This is a genomic window from Brevibacillus choshinensis (genome assembly GCF_001420695.1).
Lineage (GTDB): Bacteria > Bacillota > Bacilli > Brevibacillales > Brevibacillaceae > Brevibacillus > Brevibacillus choshinensis.
This window is the reverse complement of sequence record NZ_LJJB01000007.1, coordinates 1661682-1677902: the sequence shown is the minus strand read 5'-3', so window position 1 is coordinate 1677902 and position 16221 is coordinate 1661682. Positions and strand designations below refer to the sequence as shown.

The following is a 16221-nucleotide window of genomic DNA, read 5'->3' as shown; positions in this document are numbered from 1 at the left end:
TTATTCGGGCTGTTGTCTGCTTCAATGATGTTTTATCTTCAATCTGACTGTTCATAAGTCTGCTCCTCTTGGTTATTCATAACGAATTTGCGGATTCACGAGGCTATAGCTGATATCAACGAATAGATTGACGATCAGAAACTGGATGGAGAACAGTAAAATGAGTGCCTGCATCGCCGGATAATCACGAGCTAACACGGAATCGATCAAGTACGAGCCCAGCCCCGGCCAGGCAAAAACCTGCTCAACGACTACTGCCCCGCCGAGCAAAAAACCAAACTGCAGACCTGTCATGGTAATAACGGGAATCAACGCGTTTCGCAACACATGAGTCCAAATAATGACTGACTCCCGCTGCCCTTTCGCCCGAGCTGTACGTACGAAATCCTCTTGTAATACTTCAAGAACGCTGGAACGGGTAAAGCGAGCAATAATCGCAGCCACACCGAATCCCAGAGTAATCGAAGGAAGCAGAAGATGGGCAAAAGTACCACTCCCACTCGTCGGAAGCCAGCCCAACTGAACCGCAAAAATTTGCATAAGCATTAGCCCAAACCAAAATTCAGGAATGCTGATGATCGTCGTGGTCGAGATAATCCCTATGCGATCCCAGAAAGACTTGCGCTTAGCCGCAGAATAAATTCCGACGACCAAGCCAATCACCAGCGCCCAGAACATACTGGCAAACGTTAATCCCAGCGTGTAAAGGAACCGTCTGCCGATTTCGTCTGCTACATTTGTCTTGGTTTTATAGGACATACCGAAGTCTCCAGAAAGTATTTGACTGAGATACCGCCCGTACTGGACATAGAGCGGATCATTAAAGCCAAGCTTTTCTTTTACACTCTCATAGGTGGCCATATCCATTTCCGCACCGTACATGATTCGGATCGGGTCACCCGGAGTAAGATGCACGAACAAAAATGAAAGGATCGAGATGATCACTAAGATCGGTATGATGCCTAACACGCGACCCAGAATATATCTTACCATACACTACACCTTCTCTTCAGGAAGTAAACCGACTCAGAGGTCCTATTGTTTATAAGCAGCATTGAGACGAACTGTATCGAGCGTAACGGAAACATCCGATACATTTTTTCGTTTTGCGATCACCACATCAGGGACGTACAGGAAAATCCACGGAGCCTCATCCATGATGGTCTTTTGTGCTTCGGCGTATTTTTGCTGCGCCACATTGTTGTCGGTCGCTTTTAGCGCATCGTCTAGCAGTTGATCCACATGTTCGTTCATATAGAAACCAGAGTTATTGTAATTTGGAGGAACTCTGTCAGAGGCGAAGTTTGGTCGCAAACCCCAATCGGCTTCCGCGGTACCCGTACCCCATCGACCGATGTACAGATCGGTTCCCTGTCCAGCGTCCAGCTTTTCAAACAGCGTGCCACTCTCATATGCTTGCACATCGACCTTGACCCCTATGTTTTGCAGCTGCATTTTGATATTTTCCGCAATAGCAACGAACTCGGTTGAGTTGCGTGTCCACAGCGTAGCTGTAAAGCCATTCGGATAGCCGGCTTGCGCCAGTAGCTCTTTAGCCTTGTCTAGGTCATATACATAGTTTTGCTGTTTAGCGTAGTCTTTGACCAATGGTGAAAGCGGTGAATCAGCTACTGTGCCGAATCCGTCTGCAACCTTGCTGATCATCTGCTCCTTGTTCACGGCGTAGTTTAAAGCCTGGCGGACCCGCTTGTCTTTGTACTTATCGAGCTTTGTATTCATTCCGATATAGAGTACGTTGAGCGAGGGGCCCGTATAAACATCCAAGCTCGAATCGGTTCCCATGCTCCGTGCATCAAGTGTCGGCAAACTTGTCACAACGTCAACCTCGCCCGCTTTGAGCATGTTGACCCGTGTACTCGCCTCTATTACTGGCTTGAACAGAATCGCCGCCAGCTTCGCTTGTTTTTCCTTCGCCCAATAATCGGTAAATGCAACGACCTTCACATACTGTCCATTTTTCCATTCTTGAAATTGATAAGGTCCCGTTCCCACTGGATGACGGTCTAAATTGTATTTCGAATCATCGATCTTCTTTTGCAATTCTTTCTGTGATTTAAAGGTGGCAGAAGGATGTGCCATGTAAGCCACCATCGCAGAATTGGGTTCGTTCGCTGTGATGGTCACGGTATACGGGTCCACAACGGTTACCTCATTGATAAAACCAAAGAAGCTAGCCCGTGCCATGCCATTGGCTTTGTTTCGGACGTAATCCAGGTTCATTTTCACCACCTGAGCATCAAATGGTGTACCGTCATGAAACAGCACGCCACTGCGCAAATGAAAAGTCAAAGAGGTTGCATCTGCTGACATCTTGTAATCGGTTGCAAGAACAGGTACAATCTCCCCATTTTCATCCAGCGATAGCAATCCTTCGAACATCGTGGACAAAATATTTAGCGAGTTACTATCCGTTGAATTCCAAGGATCAAGCGAGGTCGCCTCTGCTTCGAGCGCCACCGTTACTTCCGCGTTTGGTGTAAGCTTTGTTGTGTCTTCCTGCTTTCCATTCTCTGCTGCCGGTACATTCGCTGACGATGTTGGATCTGAATTGCCTGCACAGCCGGTTAGCATCGCGGTAGCGAATAGAAAGCTGACACAGAACAAAAACCACTTTTGTCTCGATTTCACTCGAATCTCTCCCCTTTAATTTTTCAAATAAGTGAATCATTTTTAGTATTTAGCATGATTTATGCCAATTAAAAAGAGGCAGCTGCTTCTGCTGCTCCCTTTCCGTGAATCATTGATATCACTTGGTTTTCGCTTTACGTATGATTCGTGCAATTCAAAGCAGTTTGTTTTATGATATAGAATATTCGGTTATTTTTGGCTACATATAACCCAAACATACCCAATTAACCAAAAGCGAGGTCGAAAACAGCATGAATGAATTTGTTTTACTTGCCGGTAGCATGGACACCCGCACCGCGCTTGTCAATCAGCTACAGGAGATAATGGACGGGTATGTACAATTCAGCAGTTACTCCATAGAAGAAGGCATCCCGGAATCGCTTCATGATCGATTGGTTGTGCTCTCTCACCAGCTTGTGTTAGAAGAGCCAAAAATAAAAGCATGCCTCGATACAACCTGTAAAGTCATCATCGCAAAACGAATCATCAACTACGAGAACATTGACAAGCTTCTCTATTTGCCTGCGGGAACCAACGTCCTCTATATCAATGACTCCTTCGAAACATGTTTGGAATCGATTGAGTCGTTGAAAAAACTGGGGATCGACCACATCAATTACGTCCCGTTTTATCCTGGAATTCAAAATGCACGAAAAATTGAAATTGCCGTGACACCAGGTGCTTTCGAGCTCATCCCCGAGCATGTTCAGGATATAGTCAGCATCGGCCCTCGTCTGATGGACATTTCGACGATCCATCAAATACTGGACCATTTCCACCTCAACGAACCAGGAGATGTCATCTCCCAGCGCTATCTACGTAAAATCATTCAGTTAAGCAAACGGCTGGCAGATGCCAATCAGATTGCCACTAACCTGAACAAACACCTAAATGAAGTGCTCGATGGCGTCAACGACGGTATCCTGACCATTACCCATGATGGCAAGATCACTGTGTTCAATGAGGAGCTCGGCAATTTGCTTGGCGTCTCGACCAAGCGTGTCATCGGTCAGCATATTGGCGACGCAATCGATCAGCCTGCTCTCATCGACTTTTTAATGGACCAGTCGCACGAGGAGGATCGCTGGTTTACGTTTGGGCAAGTCGAGGTCGTCGTTCACCGCTTCCCTCTGAACAACGATCAGTCGCTCGTGGCTACCTTTAAAAACGCTAGAAAGACAATCGAGCTTGAGATATCACTGCGCTCCGAATTAAAAAAGAAAGGCTTTGTGGCAAAATACACGTTTGACGATATGATCGGGAAAAGCGCAACGCTCATGCAAACAAAAACAATCGCAAAAAAGCTTGCCGAAACGGAACTTACTCTATTGATCCAAGGTGAAAGCGGAACAGGCAAAGAGCTTTTTGCGAGCGCTATTCATAACGCATCGCTGCGGGACAAGAGACCATTTCTCGCTGTCAATTTCAGTGCCATTTCCGAGGATCTGATGGAGAGCGAGCTGTTTGGCTATGATGAAGGCGCCTTCACGGGGGCTAAAAAGGGTGGGAAAGTTGGCTTGTTCGAGCAGGCGAACGGCGGCACAATCTTTTTGGATGAGATCGGAGACAGCAGCCTTAAGCTGCAAGCAAGACTCTTACGCGTACTGCAGGAAAAAGAGATCATGCGTATCGGTGGAAGCAAAATTATCCCCATCGACGTCCGGATCATCGCCGCCACCAACAAAAATTTGTTGCAGATGATTGAACAAGGAACGTTTCGCGAAGATTTGTATCATCGACTTCGGGTCCTCTTTATCGACCTTCCTTCCCTTCGAACTCGAACGGATGACATCCCACTCCTGGTTCAGCATTTTATCCAGCAAAGCCAACACCCGGAAATAACTGTCTTACCAGAGGTTATCGAAAAGCTCACTTCCCTTCCATGGTTCGGGAATGTCCGGGAGCTAAAGAACACGATTGATTACATGATGGCTGTTTGTGAGGAGAATACGATCCAGATCGAGAACATTCCCTTGGAAAGCGGCTTTCAAAAGAAGGCCTCATCACCGAGGATGCGAGAACAGATTACTGACTTGAAACCGAAAACTCTGGTGATACCTGATGAAGAAGACGAACTGTTACTCATCTTGCGCAGTATTCAAGCCATTACGGCTGGAGGTGAAATACCTAACAGGCGAAAAATAGCGGAAAGAAGCGCGGTCTGGTCAAGACCGCTGACCGAGCAGCAGGTTCGCAGTCGATTAGATGTGCTAGAATCACGAGGGTATATTGTAAAAAATCGGGGCCGGTTCGGAACGAGGTTGACCGAGGCAGGCGTGAGGATCTTGGAATAGATACAAAAACCTGGCAATCAAAATGGCCCGAAATAACTTTATCGGGCCAACGAAAATGAAACCAGTAAGGATTCAAATAAAAATAGGTAAGGTGATATCGACAATGGTACCTTTGTTGATTTCGCTGGTGATGTTGATACTGCCGTGATGATCTTTAATAATTTTGTTACTAACAAGTAAACCTAGTCCTGTTCCCTTCTCTTTGGTGGTATAAAAAGGTTCCCCAAGTCTGGGCAATAGCTCCGTCCCATTTCGGATTGTCATCAAAAGCAGGATCGAACATTCGAGTTTACTGTCCTAAAACGAAAGCCAGTATTGCCCCGGTTTAATATCGAGACAAACTGGCTGTTATTGACCGGTTTCATAACAGTGACACTTCATGTGATTATATGTTCTTCTGAGTTACTGATAATCCTCGTTGATAGTATTCATCCATAATCTCAGCAGGAACCATATTTCCTCCTGTCGCCCACACGATATGTGTGCCTTGTTTCAGTTTCGGCTCCAGTCCATAGGTTTCAAAAAATTGTTTTCCCTGTTCGCTCCCTGTCAATTTAACAGGTCCCAGCATCCCGGCCAGCGCTGAAGGTTCTAGGTTAATTTTTTCCGTATCACTTAGTGCCTGCAACAATACATACAGTTCATCATCTTCAATCGTATAAACACCACTTAATAACGACTCAACAGTCTTTCCTACGAATCGGGATGGTCTGCCTACGGCAAGCCCGTCTGCTTCTGTCTTATTATCGATTCCGAAGTCCTGTACGCACACCTGGTCATGCAGTCCGGTTAACAAACCAAGCAGCATGCAAGGGGAATGGGTTGGTTCAGCAAAGAAACAGTGGACATGATCCTGGAAAAGCAATTTTAACCCAAAAGCAACGCCTCCAGGTCCTCCTCCGACACCGCAAGGGAGATAGACAAACAAAGGATGCTCTTGATCTACTATGATCTTATTCTCATCCAGTTGCTTCTGCAGTCTTTTGGCAGCAACCGCATATCCTAAAAAGAGATGCTTTGAATTCTCGTCATCTATAAAGTAACAGTTCGGATCATTTTCCGCCTGTTTTCTTCCTTCTTCAACGGCCTTGCTGTAATCAGAGGCATACTCGATCACGTTGACGCCTCTACTTCGTAGCAAGTCCTTTTTCCATTGCTTGGCATCCGCGGACATATGCACCGTAACATTAAATCCGATTTTTGCACTCATAATGCCGATACTTAACCCAAGGTTACCGGTAGATCCTACTGCTATGGAGTATTGGGAGAAAAAATCTCTGAACGATTCCGAGTCGAACAACTCGTAATTATCATGTATCGTCAGTTTGCCATGCCTCAAGGCAAGGTCTTCAGCATGCTGAAGCACTTCATATATCCCGCCTCTGGCTTTGATTGATCCGGCAATGGGAAGATGGCTATCGCATTTCATCCATAATTCCCCTGGAATCTCACGGTTGTATCTTTTCTCCAGATAGCCTTGCATCGTACGGATTGGTACAATTGGAGATTCAATCATTCCGTTCATCGCTTTTGTTTCCGGGAACACTTTTGCGAGATATGGAGCAAATCTGTTCAGCCTTTTTTCCGCGTCGAATACGTCATGCTTACCCAAGGAATTTGAAACGCTCTTGCTAACGTCGTAGTTAGGATTGATCCAAACAACTTCCTTTGTAGAAACCATATCGTCTATCACAGGGAAATCCTCAATCCACTGGTCTATCGATTTTCCTGCTACGTATTGTTCTTTATTCATGGACACGCCCCCTCATTCTTACCGCTAGTTTCGGTGCTTTCCCAAACCAATGCTCCTCCCTTACCTATAATATCTCCGACGGATGGAAGCAAGATGTCTGCGAATGATTCCAATTTTTCTGACGTACTCACACCTGATAATACACCAATTGCCAGACCTGCTTTCCCGTTCTTCGCCAAAAGCATATCCACAACCGTATCTCCTGCAACTGCCACCTCTGACGAATGTAAGTTACATGTTTCACAAAAAGCATGAAGCATATGTGGATCTGGTTTTTTCGCATAGTAATCCGATGTTCCGATAAAGTCTACAAACTCACGAATCCCTAATTTCTCCAAACAAAACAAAGTGGATTCCAAATCATCTGCTGTTGCCACTCCTACCTTGATTCTGAGACGGCGTAGCTCTGCAAATAGTGCGGACAAGTCGGTTGTCGGTTTGATATGTGCCCCATTTGTCTTGGTTAGGACAAACAGTTTTTGGTGAATCCATGTATTCAGTTGCTCAAGACTAAATGACACCTCTATCTTTTTCTGAAGCCATTCAAAAAAAGCCACGGAAATATCTCTGGATGTCCCGCTGGACAGGATCCCTTGTGGGTCCACCTGGTTCCCCCGCAAACCGATCGCTTCCAGTAACTCTTCTTTTAACAAATGATCGTTCGGCAAATGAAAATCTTCAACAAGATTATCTACCAGATCATTTGCTACTTGTACAAAAAAAACATGAAAATCAATGAGTGTGCCATCCTTGTCAAAAAGGATCCCTTTTATCTGATTCTGATTCAATCAGGACACCTGCTCTCTCCATAAATTCTACTCTGTGGAATTTTTTTCTCTCGACTCGTCTTCAGCTAAAATCCACTCGATTTTCTCCACATGTGGTTTCCAAGATAAAGGAACATCTTGATCACAGACAATGACATCAATCCCTTGTAATGGGGAAATTTTGCAAAGCGCTTCAATTCCGATTTTCGATTGATCTACGATGACGATCACTTCTTTTGCAACTTCAATCATTTTTTTAGAAATAGCAGACTCTTCCAACTCATATTCGGTAAGACCCGTTAACGAAATCCCGCCTGGAGAGAGAAAGGCTTTATTCACGTGAAAAAGACCCAACATTTTCTCGCAGATTGTTCCTACGGTAGAATGTTGCTCCATGTTTATCTCACCACCAAGCAGAATCACTTTCCCATGGAATAATCCTTGATGATACGATTCAATCAGGGCATTGGCAGTGGGCAGGGAACTTGTTAATACAGTCAGTTTGTTTAGACCACGGAGCGCACGAGCCATTTCCAATATGGTAGTGCCGCCACCCACAACAATCGTATCCCCATTTTTCACCAATTGGGCAGCTTTTTTAGCGACTTTCTGTTTTGATTCCAATTGCAAACTTTGCCTCTGCACAAAAGGAGGTTCGCCAAATTCAAAATTGCTTTTAACAGCCCCTCCATGTACACGGGTAAGGAAACCTTCCTTTTCCAAGAGATCTAGATCACGCCGAATCGTTTCCATTGATACATCAAACAAACTGGCTAAATCTGCGGCATTCACTTTTCCGGTTGCCTGCAATTGGTCTAGTATTGTTTTTTTTCGCTCGATAGCTAGAATCGACATGAGATTCACCTTTCTTATCCTAGTAATAGGCACTCCTTTTCAGGAATCAACGCTTGAATGAACGTACCTTCGGATAAATGAGGGGTTTGAGAAACGTTCAGCTCATCTACATATAACGTAACCGTATCAGATTGAATCTCATAACGGCGAACATTTCCTCTGACCGACTTATTCATAACTGCCCCTTTGATCCAAAAACCTGTTGTCTTTAGTTCACTGGGAATATTTTCGTCGAATAGCTCGATTACCTCTGGCCGGATGGCATATACCCCTGGCATCAAAGTTTCTCCGGTTATTCGATTGATGTCTTCATGTGTCAAAACATTATAGCTGCCGATAAAGCGGGCAACGAATTCGTTTTGGGGACGATCGTAGATTTCCTCCGGTTTTCCGCTCTGTACAATGACACCTTGATCCATCACAAAGATTCGATCTGAAATGGTCATGGCTTCTTCCTGATCATGAGTGACGAAAATCATGGTGATTTTTAATTTTTTCTGGATGTTTCTTAATTCCACTTGTAGGTTCTTGCGTATTTTCGCATCGAGTGCACTAAGCGGTTCATCAAGCAACAAAATATCCGGTTCGGTTACAATCGCTCTCGCAAGTGCCACACGCTGCTGCTGTCCACCAGATAGTTGGTGGGGATAGGATGACTCTTTACCTGATAAGTGAATCAACTTTATTACGTCATTTACTTTTCTGTCAATTACCTGTTTTTCCAGCTTGTGCATTTTTAATCCGAAAGCAATATTATCGAAAACCGTCATATTGGGAAATAACGCATAGGATTGAAACACCATTCCAACACTTCGCCGCTGTGGAGGGAAGTGCGAGATTTCTTTTCCGTTTACTTTTATGGATCCGTTGTCTAACGTTTCCAAACCTGCAATACATCTAAGCAAAGTACTCTTCCCGCATCCGCTCGGACCAAGCAATGTGATGAATTCACCTTTTTCGATAGCGAGTGAAACCTGATTAAGTACCGTCGTATCCGTATACTTTTTGGATGCCTGCTCGATCTGAACATAGCTCATGACGCCTTCTCCCCTCTCTCATGTCTTTGGAGTCTGCTTCCCAGCTTCAACATCACCAAGGAGCTGATCAATACGATCATAAAATACGTAATGACGACCGCACTAGACAAATGACCGTTTTCCTTTAATCGCTTCATCAAATAGATTTGGATGGTTTCAAAGTGGCCACCTACCAGTATATTTGCCAATACAAACTCACCAAACATTATGGAGAAGGATAACAGGGAAGCTACGAGAATCCCTGGGATGATATTTGGCACCACCACATAAACAAAGGCATTCCATTTGCTAGCACCCAAGATCTCAGCGGCTTCGATCAGCCTTTTTACATCGAGTGTCCGCAGGCTGTTGCGTATGCCCTGATACATGTAAGGCAGAATCAGTACGAAATAAGCCCCGATCAGAATCCATACCGTACCGGTTAAGACAATCGGTTTGCTGGAGTACATTTTAATCAGCCCAACAGCAGCAACCACTCCAGGTATCGCATAAGGCAGCATGACAAGCGCCTGAATGAAACGCTCCAGCTTTGGCATATACAACGTGATCACAAAAATGGTCATCACCATTGAAATCATGCTAACCACCAGCGTGAGAATACAAATCCCGAGTGTCCTCCCCATCGCCTCGATAAATCGCTGATCAGAGAAAAGCTGTTGATACCATGAGAAAGTAAAGTCTGAGGGCAAGATCGTATTGGCCCAGGTATTCGAAATTGAAAACAAAAACGTTGCTACTAAAGGTACCAGAAGATAAAGCCCGACAATGACGACAACTAGATAGTGGATGGACTTTTTCCTCATCGCAAATCTCTCCTTACCCTTCGCATCATCCGTTCGTTTATCCACATGGCCCCGATCATCATCAGTCCCAAAATCATTGCCAGCGCACTTCCTAGGTGAGGTTGGCTGACCACATCTCCGCTTACTAATGCACCGATCCGTATAGGTACCAAATTGTAGCTGCCTCCAACCAAAGCATACGCTGTTGCATATGCCCCCATCGCATTGGCAAACAGGATGCTAAAAGTCCCAACCACACTCGGAAAAATGACCGGGAGTCCGATATATCTCCAAAATTGCCAAGAGGATGCTCCCAAGAGTGCTGCGGATTCTCTCCACGATTTTTGGATACCGGCGTACGTTGGATAAAGCAGCAGGATGGCCAAGGGGATTTGAAAATAAACATAGACTGCCACGAGACCACTCCAGCTATATAAATCAAATGCAGATAAGATATCCCATCCAAAGTCCTTGGATAGCAGTGTGAAAATCCCGCTGGTTCCAAGCAAAATGATATACGCGAATGCAAGAGGAACACCTGAAAAATTGGAAGTCATATTGGAAAATGTAATCATCATGGATTGAATTTTTTTCGGCATTTGCGTGATCGAATAAGATGCTACCAGCGCTATTCCGATACCAATGAGACTGGAATAAAGGGAGATGAGCAAACTATTGAGCATGCCCTTTGAATAATAGGGATTGGTCAATGCAGTAATATACTGCTGCAATCCGTATCCTCCGCCTTCATCCTTTGAAAAGCTGTCAATCAGCATTCCGATCAGTGGTACGATCTCAAATGCTATGACCAGAACTGCGAAAGGAAGCATGGCCACGAGCGAAAATAGCAAGGTCTTCTGTTTCATAGAGACAACTCCTGGGTTTGAAGTAAGGAAGACCATCCTAAGAAATTAATGGTCTTCCTGATGTTTGAAAGGTTTCAAACCATAATCCCGGAAAAGTCGTATTCAATCATGGCTTCAGACGGCGAGATTCCAAGCAATTTGCAAATGAATGGAGACATTGCTAGTTGCGGTATCACCTGTTCGTGGTATCCCGGCTTCACCCGTTCACTTATGATGAAGAACGGTACATCCCTCTCGTCATTGCCGGTCCCCCCATGCGTCCCATCCGTATTCATGCCATGGTCCGCCGTAATGACAATATGGTATCCTTCCTTGATCCATGCAGGGATTAACTCGGCTAACTGGCTGTCCATATTGATGGCAGCTTTTCGATACTGTTTCGAATCTGATCCATAGATATGTCCAGTGTTATCAACCCCCATTGTATGGATATAGAGAAAGTGAGGGTCGTGTTTTCTACGTAGCACTTCCGCATCCAAGAGAAGATGTGAGTCGGGGTAAAAATCATCGTAATAGAACGTTCCATACTGGATCGGCTTTGTTTCATCAGCCTGCTGTCGATCTTCCACCTTGTGAAAAGGAGCCCGATTATATAGCTCGCTCACCCAATAGAAAGCGGAAGCTGCATTCCGCATTCCATTTTCTTTCGTCAGGTGGAACAAGCTTTTTTGCGTAGACAGACGTTGAATATCATTGCTGGTGATCCCATTGACACTCGAAGGCGTACCTGTCAGCAGCACTTCATAAAGGGGACGGGACATGCTTGGCAGCTCGGATTTCACTTTGTAATAAGCCGCTTTATTCAACTCAACCAAATGATTCAGGTACCCCATTTGAGTAGAAGCAACCTGATACTGCAAGCCATCAATCACTACCATTATCACCTTGTTCATATCGTCGTTCCCTCCTATTTCACATGTACCAATACTTGTTCTTGCCACAGTTGTGGTAGCTGTTTCGCAGTCTTGTCCCATACCTTGTAATCAGAGATCGGTTTTACATTCTGATATTGCTCGGGAGAGATCAGTTTTTTGGTTACATCGTCCGGCAGCTTCACATTGGAGCGAATCGGTCGGGCATACCCTCTGGCAAGATTGATTTGCCCTTCATCACTTAAAATGTATTCCCGAGCCAACATGGCTGCATGAGGATGTGGAGCATACTTATTGATGATGGTCGTATAGCCGCTGACGACGCTACCCTCTTTTAGAATCGTCACTTCGAAACGATTAGGGTCAATCTTGTCCCGGTAACCCAACGCTGTGAAATCCCACAGAAGCGCAACAGGCACTTCACCTTTTTCCAGATTGGTAGGTCTTACATCCATGGAAGCCAACCTGCCTTGCTTGGCCAATTCGGCAAAATATTCAAGACCAGGCTGAACATTTCCCTCATTTCCTCCATGAGACATGGCAGCAGCCAATACAGTCATTTGTGCCTGGTTTGACTTGGCCACATCATCAACAATTACTTTATAATCGCCTTTTAACAGTTCATCCCATGTTTTGGGTGGATTCGGTACCAGTTTTTTATCGGTCAAAACAGCGATTGTCCCTTGATAGCCTACCAACCAATGTCCCTGATCATCTTTTGCCCAATCAGGTATATCATCCCAATGGGTGGTTTTATAAGGCTGTGTTAAGCCTTTTTCGACAGCGATAGGTCCGAAAGCAATGCCTACATCCCCGATATCGGCGGTTGGGTTATCTTTTTCTGCCTCAAATTTGGCAATTTCTTCGGAGCTGGACAGGTCAGTGTCTGTGTGGCTTAACCCGTATTTTGTTTTTAAATCATTCCACGTGTCCTTCCAGTTTGCCCAACCATCCGGCATTCCCACACTGACCACTTGTCCTTCTTGCTTTGCCAGATTTGTAATCTCATCTAGCGTTAGCGCTTTTTTGGGTTGTTCAGCATTTGTTGCAGGCTCTTTTGTAGCTGGGGTGCCTTCTTGAACACTTCCGCAGCCGGTAATCCCTAGCGCTAACAGTCCCGTTATCAAAGCCGTTTTCAGAGCAAGCTTGTTTCTCACATCAATCGCCTCCGTTTTGGGTTTGTGTGTGAAATGTTTGTTTTAGTTATATACAGAATATACAATCGCAACTTTAAGCACATATTAATTCATTGTAAATGTCGTGTCAATTCAATTGATTGAATTTTCTAAAACAATGATAATTATTGATTTTTTGCCCTACTTCATCACGATTATACTAACAGCATTTCAAATTAATCCTAAGAGATCCCATATATTTTAGCCAAAATAACCAATAACCATTACCTGAAACGCACAAAATGTAACTACAATTACCACATAACACCAAAAAACCATGATATTTTCCCTCACAAGGTAGATATCATGGCTTTTGATTGGCTCTTTTACACGCCTGGCACAGCTTATTTGATTCTTTTTATTTCACAAGCTCTTCTACAAACTTCGGCAATACAAAACAAGCCTTGTGAATAGCAGGAGAGTAATATTTCGTCTCCATTTTATTGAGGAAATCTATGTCTAACTCTACTGCTAGAGGATCATGCTTTTTGGAACCTATCTGGAATGCCCACAATCCACTTGGATACGTAGGAACATTGGCTGTATAGAGACGGGTGATAGGAAAAATCTCCTTGATGTCACGGTTCACCTTTCGAATGAGATCCGATTTGAACCAAGGGTTGTCTGTTTGAGCTACAAACATCCCGTCTTCTTTTAGTGCTTCGTAAATCCCTTGGAAAAAACCCCGTTCAAACAAAGGGACAGCTGGTCCTATCGGCTCCGTTGAGTCGACCATTACGACATCATATTTGTTCTTATTTTCATGGATGTGCATGAACCCGTCCCCTACTATCACTTCGACTCGAGGATCGCTCAAGCCTACAGCTATCTCAGGAAGATACTTTTTGGAATACTCAATGACCTTGCTGTCGATTTCAACATGCACTACTTTTTCTACTTTTGGGTGTTTTAACACTTCACGAACAACACCCCCATCTCCTCCCCCGACAATAAGAACGTGCCGTGGATTGGGATGAGAAGCTAATATTGGATGTGCCATCATCTCGTGATAAGTAAATTCATCTTTGATCGTTGTCATCACCATACCATCGAGGGTAAGCATTCGCCCGAATTCGTATGTGTCAACGATGGCCAAATCTTGATATTCCGTTTTTTCCGTTACTAGCGTCTCTTTAACTCTCACTGAAATTCCAAAAGCCTCAGTCTGTTTTTCGTTAAACCATAATTCCATGTTCATTGCCTCATTTCTACTATGAAGTGATTTTCTTGCCGATTTTTCCGTTTACTACCATCGTGCCCAGTACATCCAACACAGCACGAGCGGCCAAGAGAGCTGTCTTGTCACTAACATCATAAGGTGGAGAGACCTCCACGACTTCCATTGCACAAACGCCTTCTTTGGCGACTAATTGCAAAAACTTTAACGCCTCGCGTGGCAAAAATCCGCCTGGTTCCGGCGTTCCTGTACCCGGAGCGAAACCAGGATCGATACTGTCGATGTCAAAGCTTAAGTATACGGCTTTTGCTCCTTTCCAAGCGGTCTCCAAAGCTGCTTCAGCTGCCTTTTCAATTCCCATCCGTTCAACGTCAGCCATGGTGATAATGGTCGTTTTTCTTTCTCGGGCATTTGAATAGCCCTCTCTTGGACTTATCCAGCCACCTTGTCCAACCTGAACCAAGTTTTCAGCAGGTGCATTTGGGATGTTGGTTGCATGGAACCATGGTGTGCCATGCATTCGTTCATCCATATCTTTTTCCCCCATGTCAATATGGCGATCCAGATGGATGATTCCAACCTTCCCTTCCACATTTTCGGCTACGGCCCGCAGGCAAGGATAGCCAATGGCGTGATCGCCGCCAAAGATAATCGGCATCGTTCCTGAGCTGATTACGTGAGAAACTGCTTTCGTAATTTGGTCGAAGCTCTTTTCAATATTAGCGATAGTGAAGACATCACCGATATCCACCATATTTAATGATTCTTTCAAATCAACGCCCAATTCAAAAGAGAAAGAAGTATACAGGCTTGAAATGCGACGAATCGCTTGCGGACCAAAGCGGGTTCCTGAGCGGTACGTGGTTCCGATGTCAAATGGCACGCCCATAAACGCCACATCGTATTTTCCAACATCACGTACATCCTCTAGATAAGGAACTTTCAAAAACGTGTTGATTCCCGAATAAGGAGGTAACGATCCTCTGGAGAAGCATGAAATGGTCCTATCGCCAATGGATTCCGCAGCTTCAAGTCCATATTCCAAGCCGCGTCGAATTTCCTCTTCAGCCTTTATTTTCGGGACTTCCTTTTCTTTTTCAGCTGCAATCACACCTAGTAGATCTTCCTTGTTCTCTATTCCTTTTTTGGCTCTGTAGCTTAATCCATGATTATCGAAGAACCCCATGTGCATCTCCTCCTGTGATTGTTTGCAGTACTTGCTTTATAAAATAGATGGGAGTATCGAGGACTTCCCCAGGATGCATAGCGTTCCCAATCCTATGCTGTAAACGGAGGTAGCTATTGCCAACCCTCGAAATGCCAATCTATTTTTAAGAACCTGTGTAAACCCAAATAAACAAGCTAAGGCTAACACAGTGTGGGAAACCAATAAGCCGATGGCAAATGCCAGCACGGCTACCAGGCCATGCTCCGGACTTCCGACGCTAGTAACAGCTGTAAACAGCATCAATTGAGTGGGGGTTTCGGCTCCGATCCCATGCGCAATCCCAATCGCGAATGCCCCAGAACGCGTAACATCTATATTGATTTGGGAGTCAAAGCTTCGATATTTACCAAAATATCGCCCCGTGAGCTTGGTAAACAAATTGTAAAATCCAGTAAAAAGGATTCTCCATCTGCTCACCATGATCACTTCTTGGCTATTTCGAAAGAGAGAGGTAATCAAGAAGGCAGCTAATAGAATGAGTGTAATCCCCACAACCCTTTCCATCACGTTATCGACCCACTCAGGCATGGTTAAACCAAACAAAACCGCCAATCCTCCGAGTATGACAATCACCGCTTCATGCCCAATCGCGTACCAAAAGGCTAACACAAATCCTTTTTTCTTCTGGCGTTCTCCCCCGACCAGATCCGTGATAGCGGCTATGTGATCCCAATCAATTCCATGCCGAAATCCTAAAAGTAAAGCTAGCATAATCAGGCTAATAACTTCAGTGCTCATTTCAAATCCTCCCTATACCAGACGCTAC

At 44.7% G+C, this 16221-nt stretch carries 14 protein-coding genes and 1 pseudogene; 1 reads left to right on the top strand and 14 read right to left on the bottom strand.

The window, feature by feature from the left end; all coding sequences use genetic code 11:
- Positions 1-72: 72 nt before the first annotated feature.
- Positions 73-993, bottom strand: coding sequence for a nickel ABC transporter permease (gene nikB, locus AN963_RS08060; RefSeq protein WP_055743980.1), 921 nt, complete (start codon positions 991-993; stop codon positions 73-75).
- Positions 994-1035: 42 nt separating this feature from the next.
- Positions 1036-2649, bottom strand: a complete 1614-nt coding sequence (locus AN963_RS08055; RefSeq protein ID WP_055743979.1) for a glutathione ABC transporter substrate-binding protein — start codon at positions 2647-2649, stop codon at positions 1036-1038.
- A gap of 251 nt (positions 2650-2900) precedes the next feature.
- On the opposite strand from AN963_RS08055, the gene AN963_RS08050 reads away from it, so the two are divergent.
- Positions 2901-4943, top strand: a complete 2043-nt coding sequence (locus tag AN963_RS08050) for a sigma-54 interaction domain-containing protein (protein ID WP_055743978.1) — start codon at positions 2901-2903, stop codon at positions 4941-4943.
- Positions 4944-5015: 72 nt separating this feature from the next.
- On the opposite strand, the pseudogene AN963_RS30155 reads toward AN963_RS08050, so the two are convergent.
- The 12 genes and pseudogenes from AN963_RS30155 to AN963_RS07995 form a co-directional block, all read right to left on the bottom strand.
- Positions 5016-5186, bottom strand: a pseudogene (locus AN963_RS30155) (ATP-binding protein); the annotation flags it as partial.
- 142 nt (positions 5187-5328) lie between these two features.
- On the bottom strand, positions 5329-6696 hold the full coding sequence (locus AN963_RS08045) for a D-serine ammonia-lyase (RefSeq protein WP_055743977.1): 1368 nt from the start codon (positions 6694-6696) through the stop codon (positions 5329-5331).
- On the bottom strand, positions 6693-7484 hold the full coding sequence (locus AN963_RS08040; RefSeq protein ID WP_055743976.1) for an HAD family hydrolase: 792 nt from the start codon (positions 7482-7484) through the stop codon (positions 6693-6695). Before AN963_RS08040 ends, AN963_RS08045 begins: the two co-directional genes overlap by 4 nt.
- Positions 7485-7511: 27 nt before the next feature.
- Positions 7512-8318 carry a DeoR/GlpR family DNA-binding transcription regulator gene (locus AN963_RS08035; RefSeq protein WP_055743975.1) on the bottom strand — a complete coding sequence of 269 codons (807 nt, stop codon included), beginning with the start codon at positions 8316-8318 and terminating at the stop codon, positions 7512-7514.
- Positions 8319-8332: 14 nt separating this feature from the next.
- Entirely contained in the window at positions 8333-9355 is a 1023-nt protein-coding gene (locus tag AN963_RS08030; RefSeq protein ID WP_055743974.1) for an ABC transporter ATP-binding protein, read from the bottom strand.
- Positions 9352-10158: an ABC transporter permease gene (locus AN963_RS08025; protein WP_055743973.1), complete on the bottom strand. Its 807-nt coding sequence runs from the start codon at positions 10156-10158 to the stop codon at positions 9352-9354. The genes AN963_RS08030 and AN963_RS08025 overlap by 4 nt, the downstream gene beginning before the upstream one ends.
- Positions 10155-11003 (bottom strand): ABC transporter permease, encoded by an 849-nt coding sequence (locus AN963_RS08020; RefSeq protein WP_055743972.1) that lies wholly within the window; start codon positions 11001-11003, stop codon positions 10155-10157. The genes AN963_RS08025 and AN963_RS08020 overlap by 4 nt, the downstream gene beginning before the upstream one ends.
- Positions 11004-11077: 74 nt before the next feature.
- Complete coding sequence (locus tag AN963_RS08015; protein ID WP_055743971.1) at positions 11078-11896, bottom strand: alkaline phosphatase family protein; 819 nt, start codon at positions 11894-11896, stop codon at positions 11078-11080.
- A gap of 14 nt (positions 11897-11910) precedes the next feature.
- Positions 11911-13032, bottom strand: a complete 1122-nt coding sequence (locus AN963_RS08010; protein WP_055743970.1) for an ABC transporter substrate-binding protein — start codon at positions 13030-13032, stop codon at positions 11911-11913.
- A 376-nt stretch (positions 13033-13408) separates the two neighbouring features.
- Entirely contained in the window at positions 13409-14242 is an 834-nt protein-coding gene (gene speE / locus AN963_RS08005; RefSeq protein ID WP_055743969.1) for a polyamine aminopropyltransferase, read from the bottom strand.
- A 19-nt stretch (positions 14243-14261) separates the two neighbouring features.
- On the bottom strand, positions 14262-15413 hold the full coding sequence (speB, locus tag AN963_RS08000) for an agmatinase (protein ID WP_055743968.1): 1152 nt from the start codon (positions 15411-15413) through the stop codon (positions 14262-14264).
- A gap of 36 nt (positions 15414-15449) precedes the next feature.
- A complete protein-coding gene (locus AN963_RS07995) occupies positions 15450-16193 on the bottom strand; it encodes a HoxN/HupN/NixA family nickel/cobalt transporter (protein WP_055743967.1) in 744 nt (247 codons plus the stop codon).
- Positions 16194-16221: the final 28 nt, after the last annotated feature.

Coding starts and splice junctions, on each gene's coding strand:
- nikB (WP_055743980.1), bottom strand. CDS start 993: ATGGTAAGATATATTCTGGGTCGCGTGTTAGGCATCATACCGATCTTA.
- AN963_RS08020 (WP_055743972.1), bottom strand. CDS start 11,003: ATGAAACAGAAGACCTTGCTATTTTCGCTCGTGGCCATGCTTCCTTTC.
- AN963_RS08025 (WP_055743973.1), bottom strand. CDS start 10,158: ATGAGGAAAAAGTCCATCCACTATCTAGTTGTCGTCATTGTCGGGCTT.
- speE (WP_055743969.1), bottom strand. CDS start 14,242: ATGGAATTATGGTTTAACGAAAAACAGACTGAGGCTTTTGGAATTTCA.
- AN963_RS08045 (WP_055743977.1), bottom strand. CDS start 6,696: ATGAATAAAGAACAATACGTAGCAGGAAAATCGATAGACCAGTGGATT.
- AN963_RS08030 (WP_055743974.1), bottom strand. CDS start 9,355: ATGAGCTATGTTCAGATCGAGCAGGCATCCAAAAAGTATACGGATACG.
- AN963_RS08035 (WP_055743975.1), bottom strand. CDS start 8,318: ATGTCGATTCTAGCTATCGAGCGAAAAAAAACAATACTAGACCAATTG.
- AN963_RS08015 (WP_055743971.1), bottom strand. CDS start 11,896: ATGAACAAGGTGATAATGGTAGTGATTGATGGCTTGCAGTATCAGGTT.
- AN963_RS08050 (WP_055743978.1), top strand. CDS start 2,901: ATGAATGAATTTGTTTTACTTGCCGGTAGCATGGACACCCGCACCGCG.
- speB (WP_055743968.1), bottom strand. CDS start 15,413: ATGGGGTTCTTCGATAATCATGGATTAAGCTACAGAGCCAAAAAAGGA.
- AN963_RS07995 (WP_055743967.1), bottom strand. CDS start 16,193: ATGAGCACTGAAGTTATTAGCCTGATTATGCTAGCTTTACTTTTAGGA.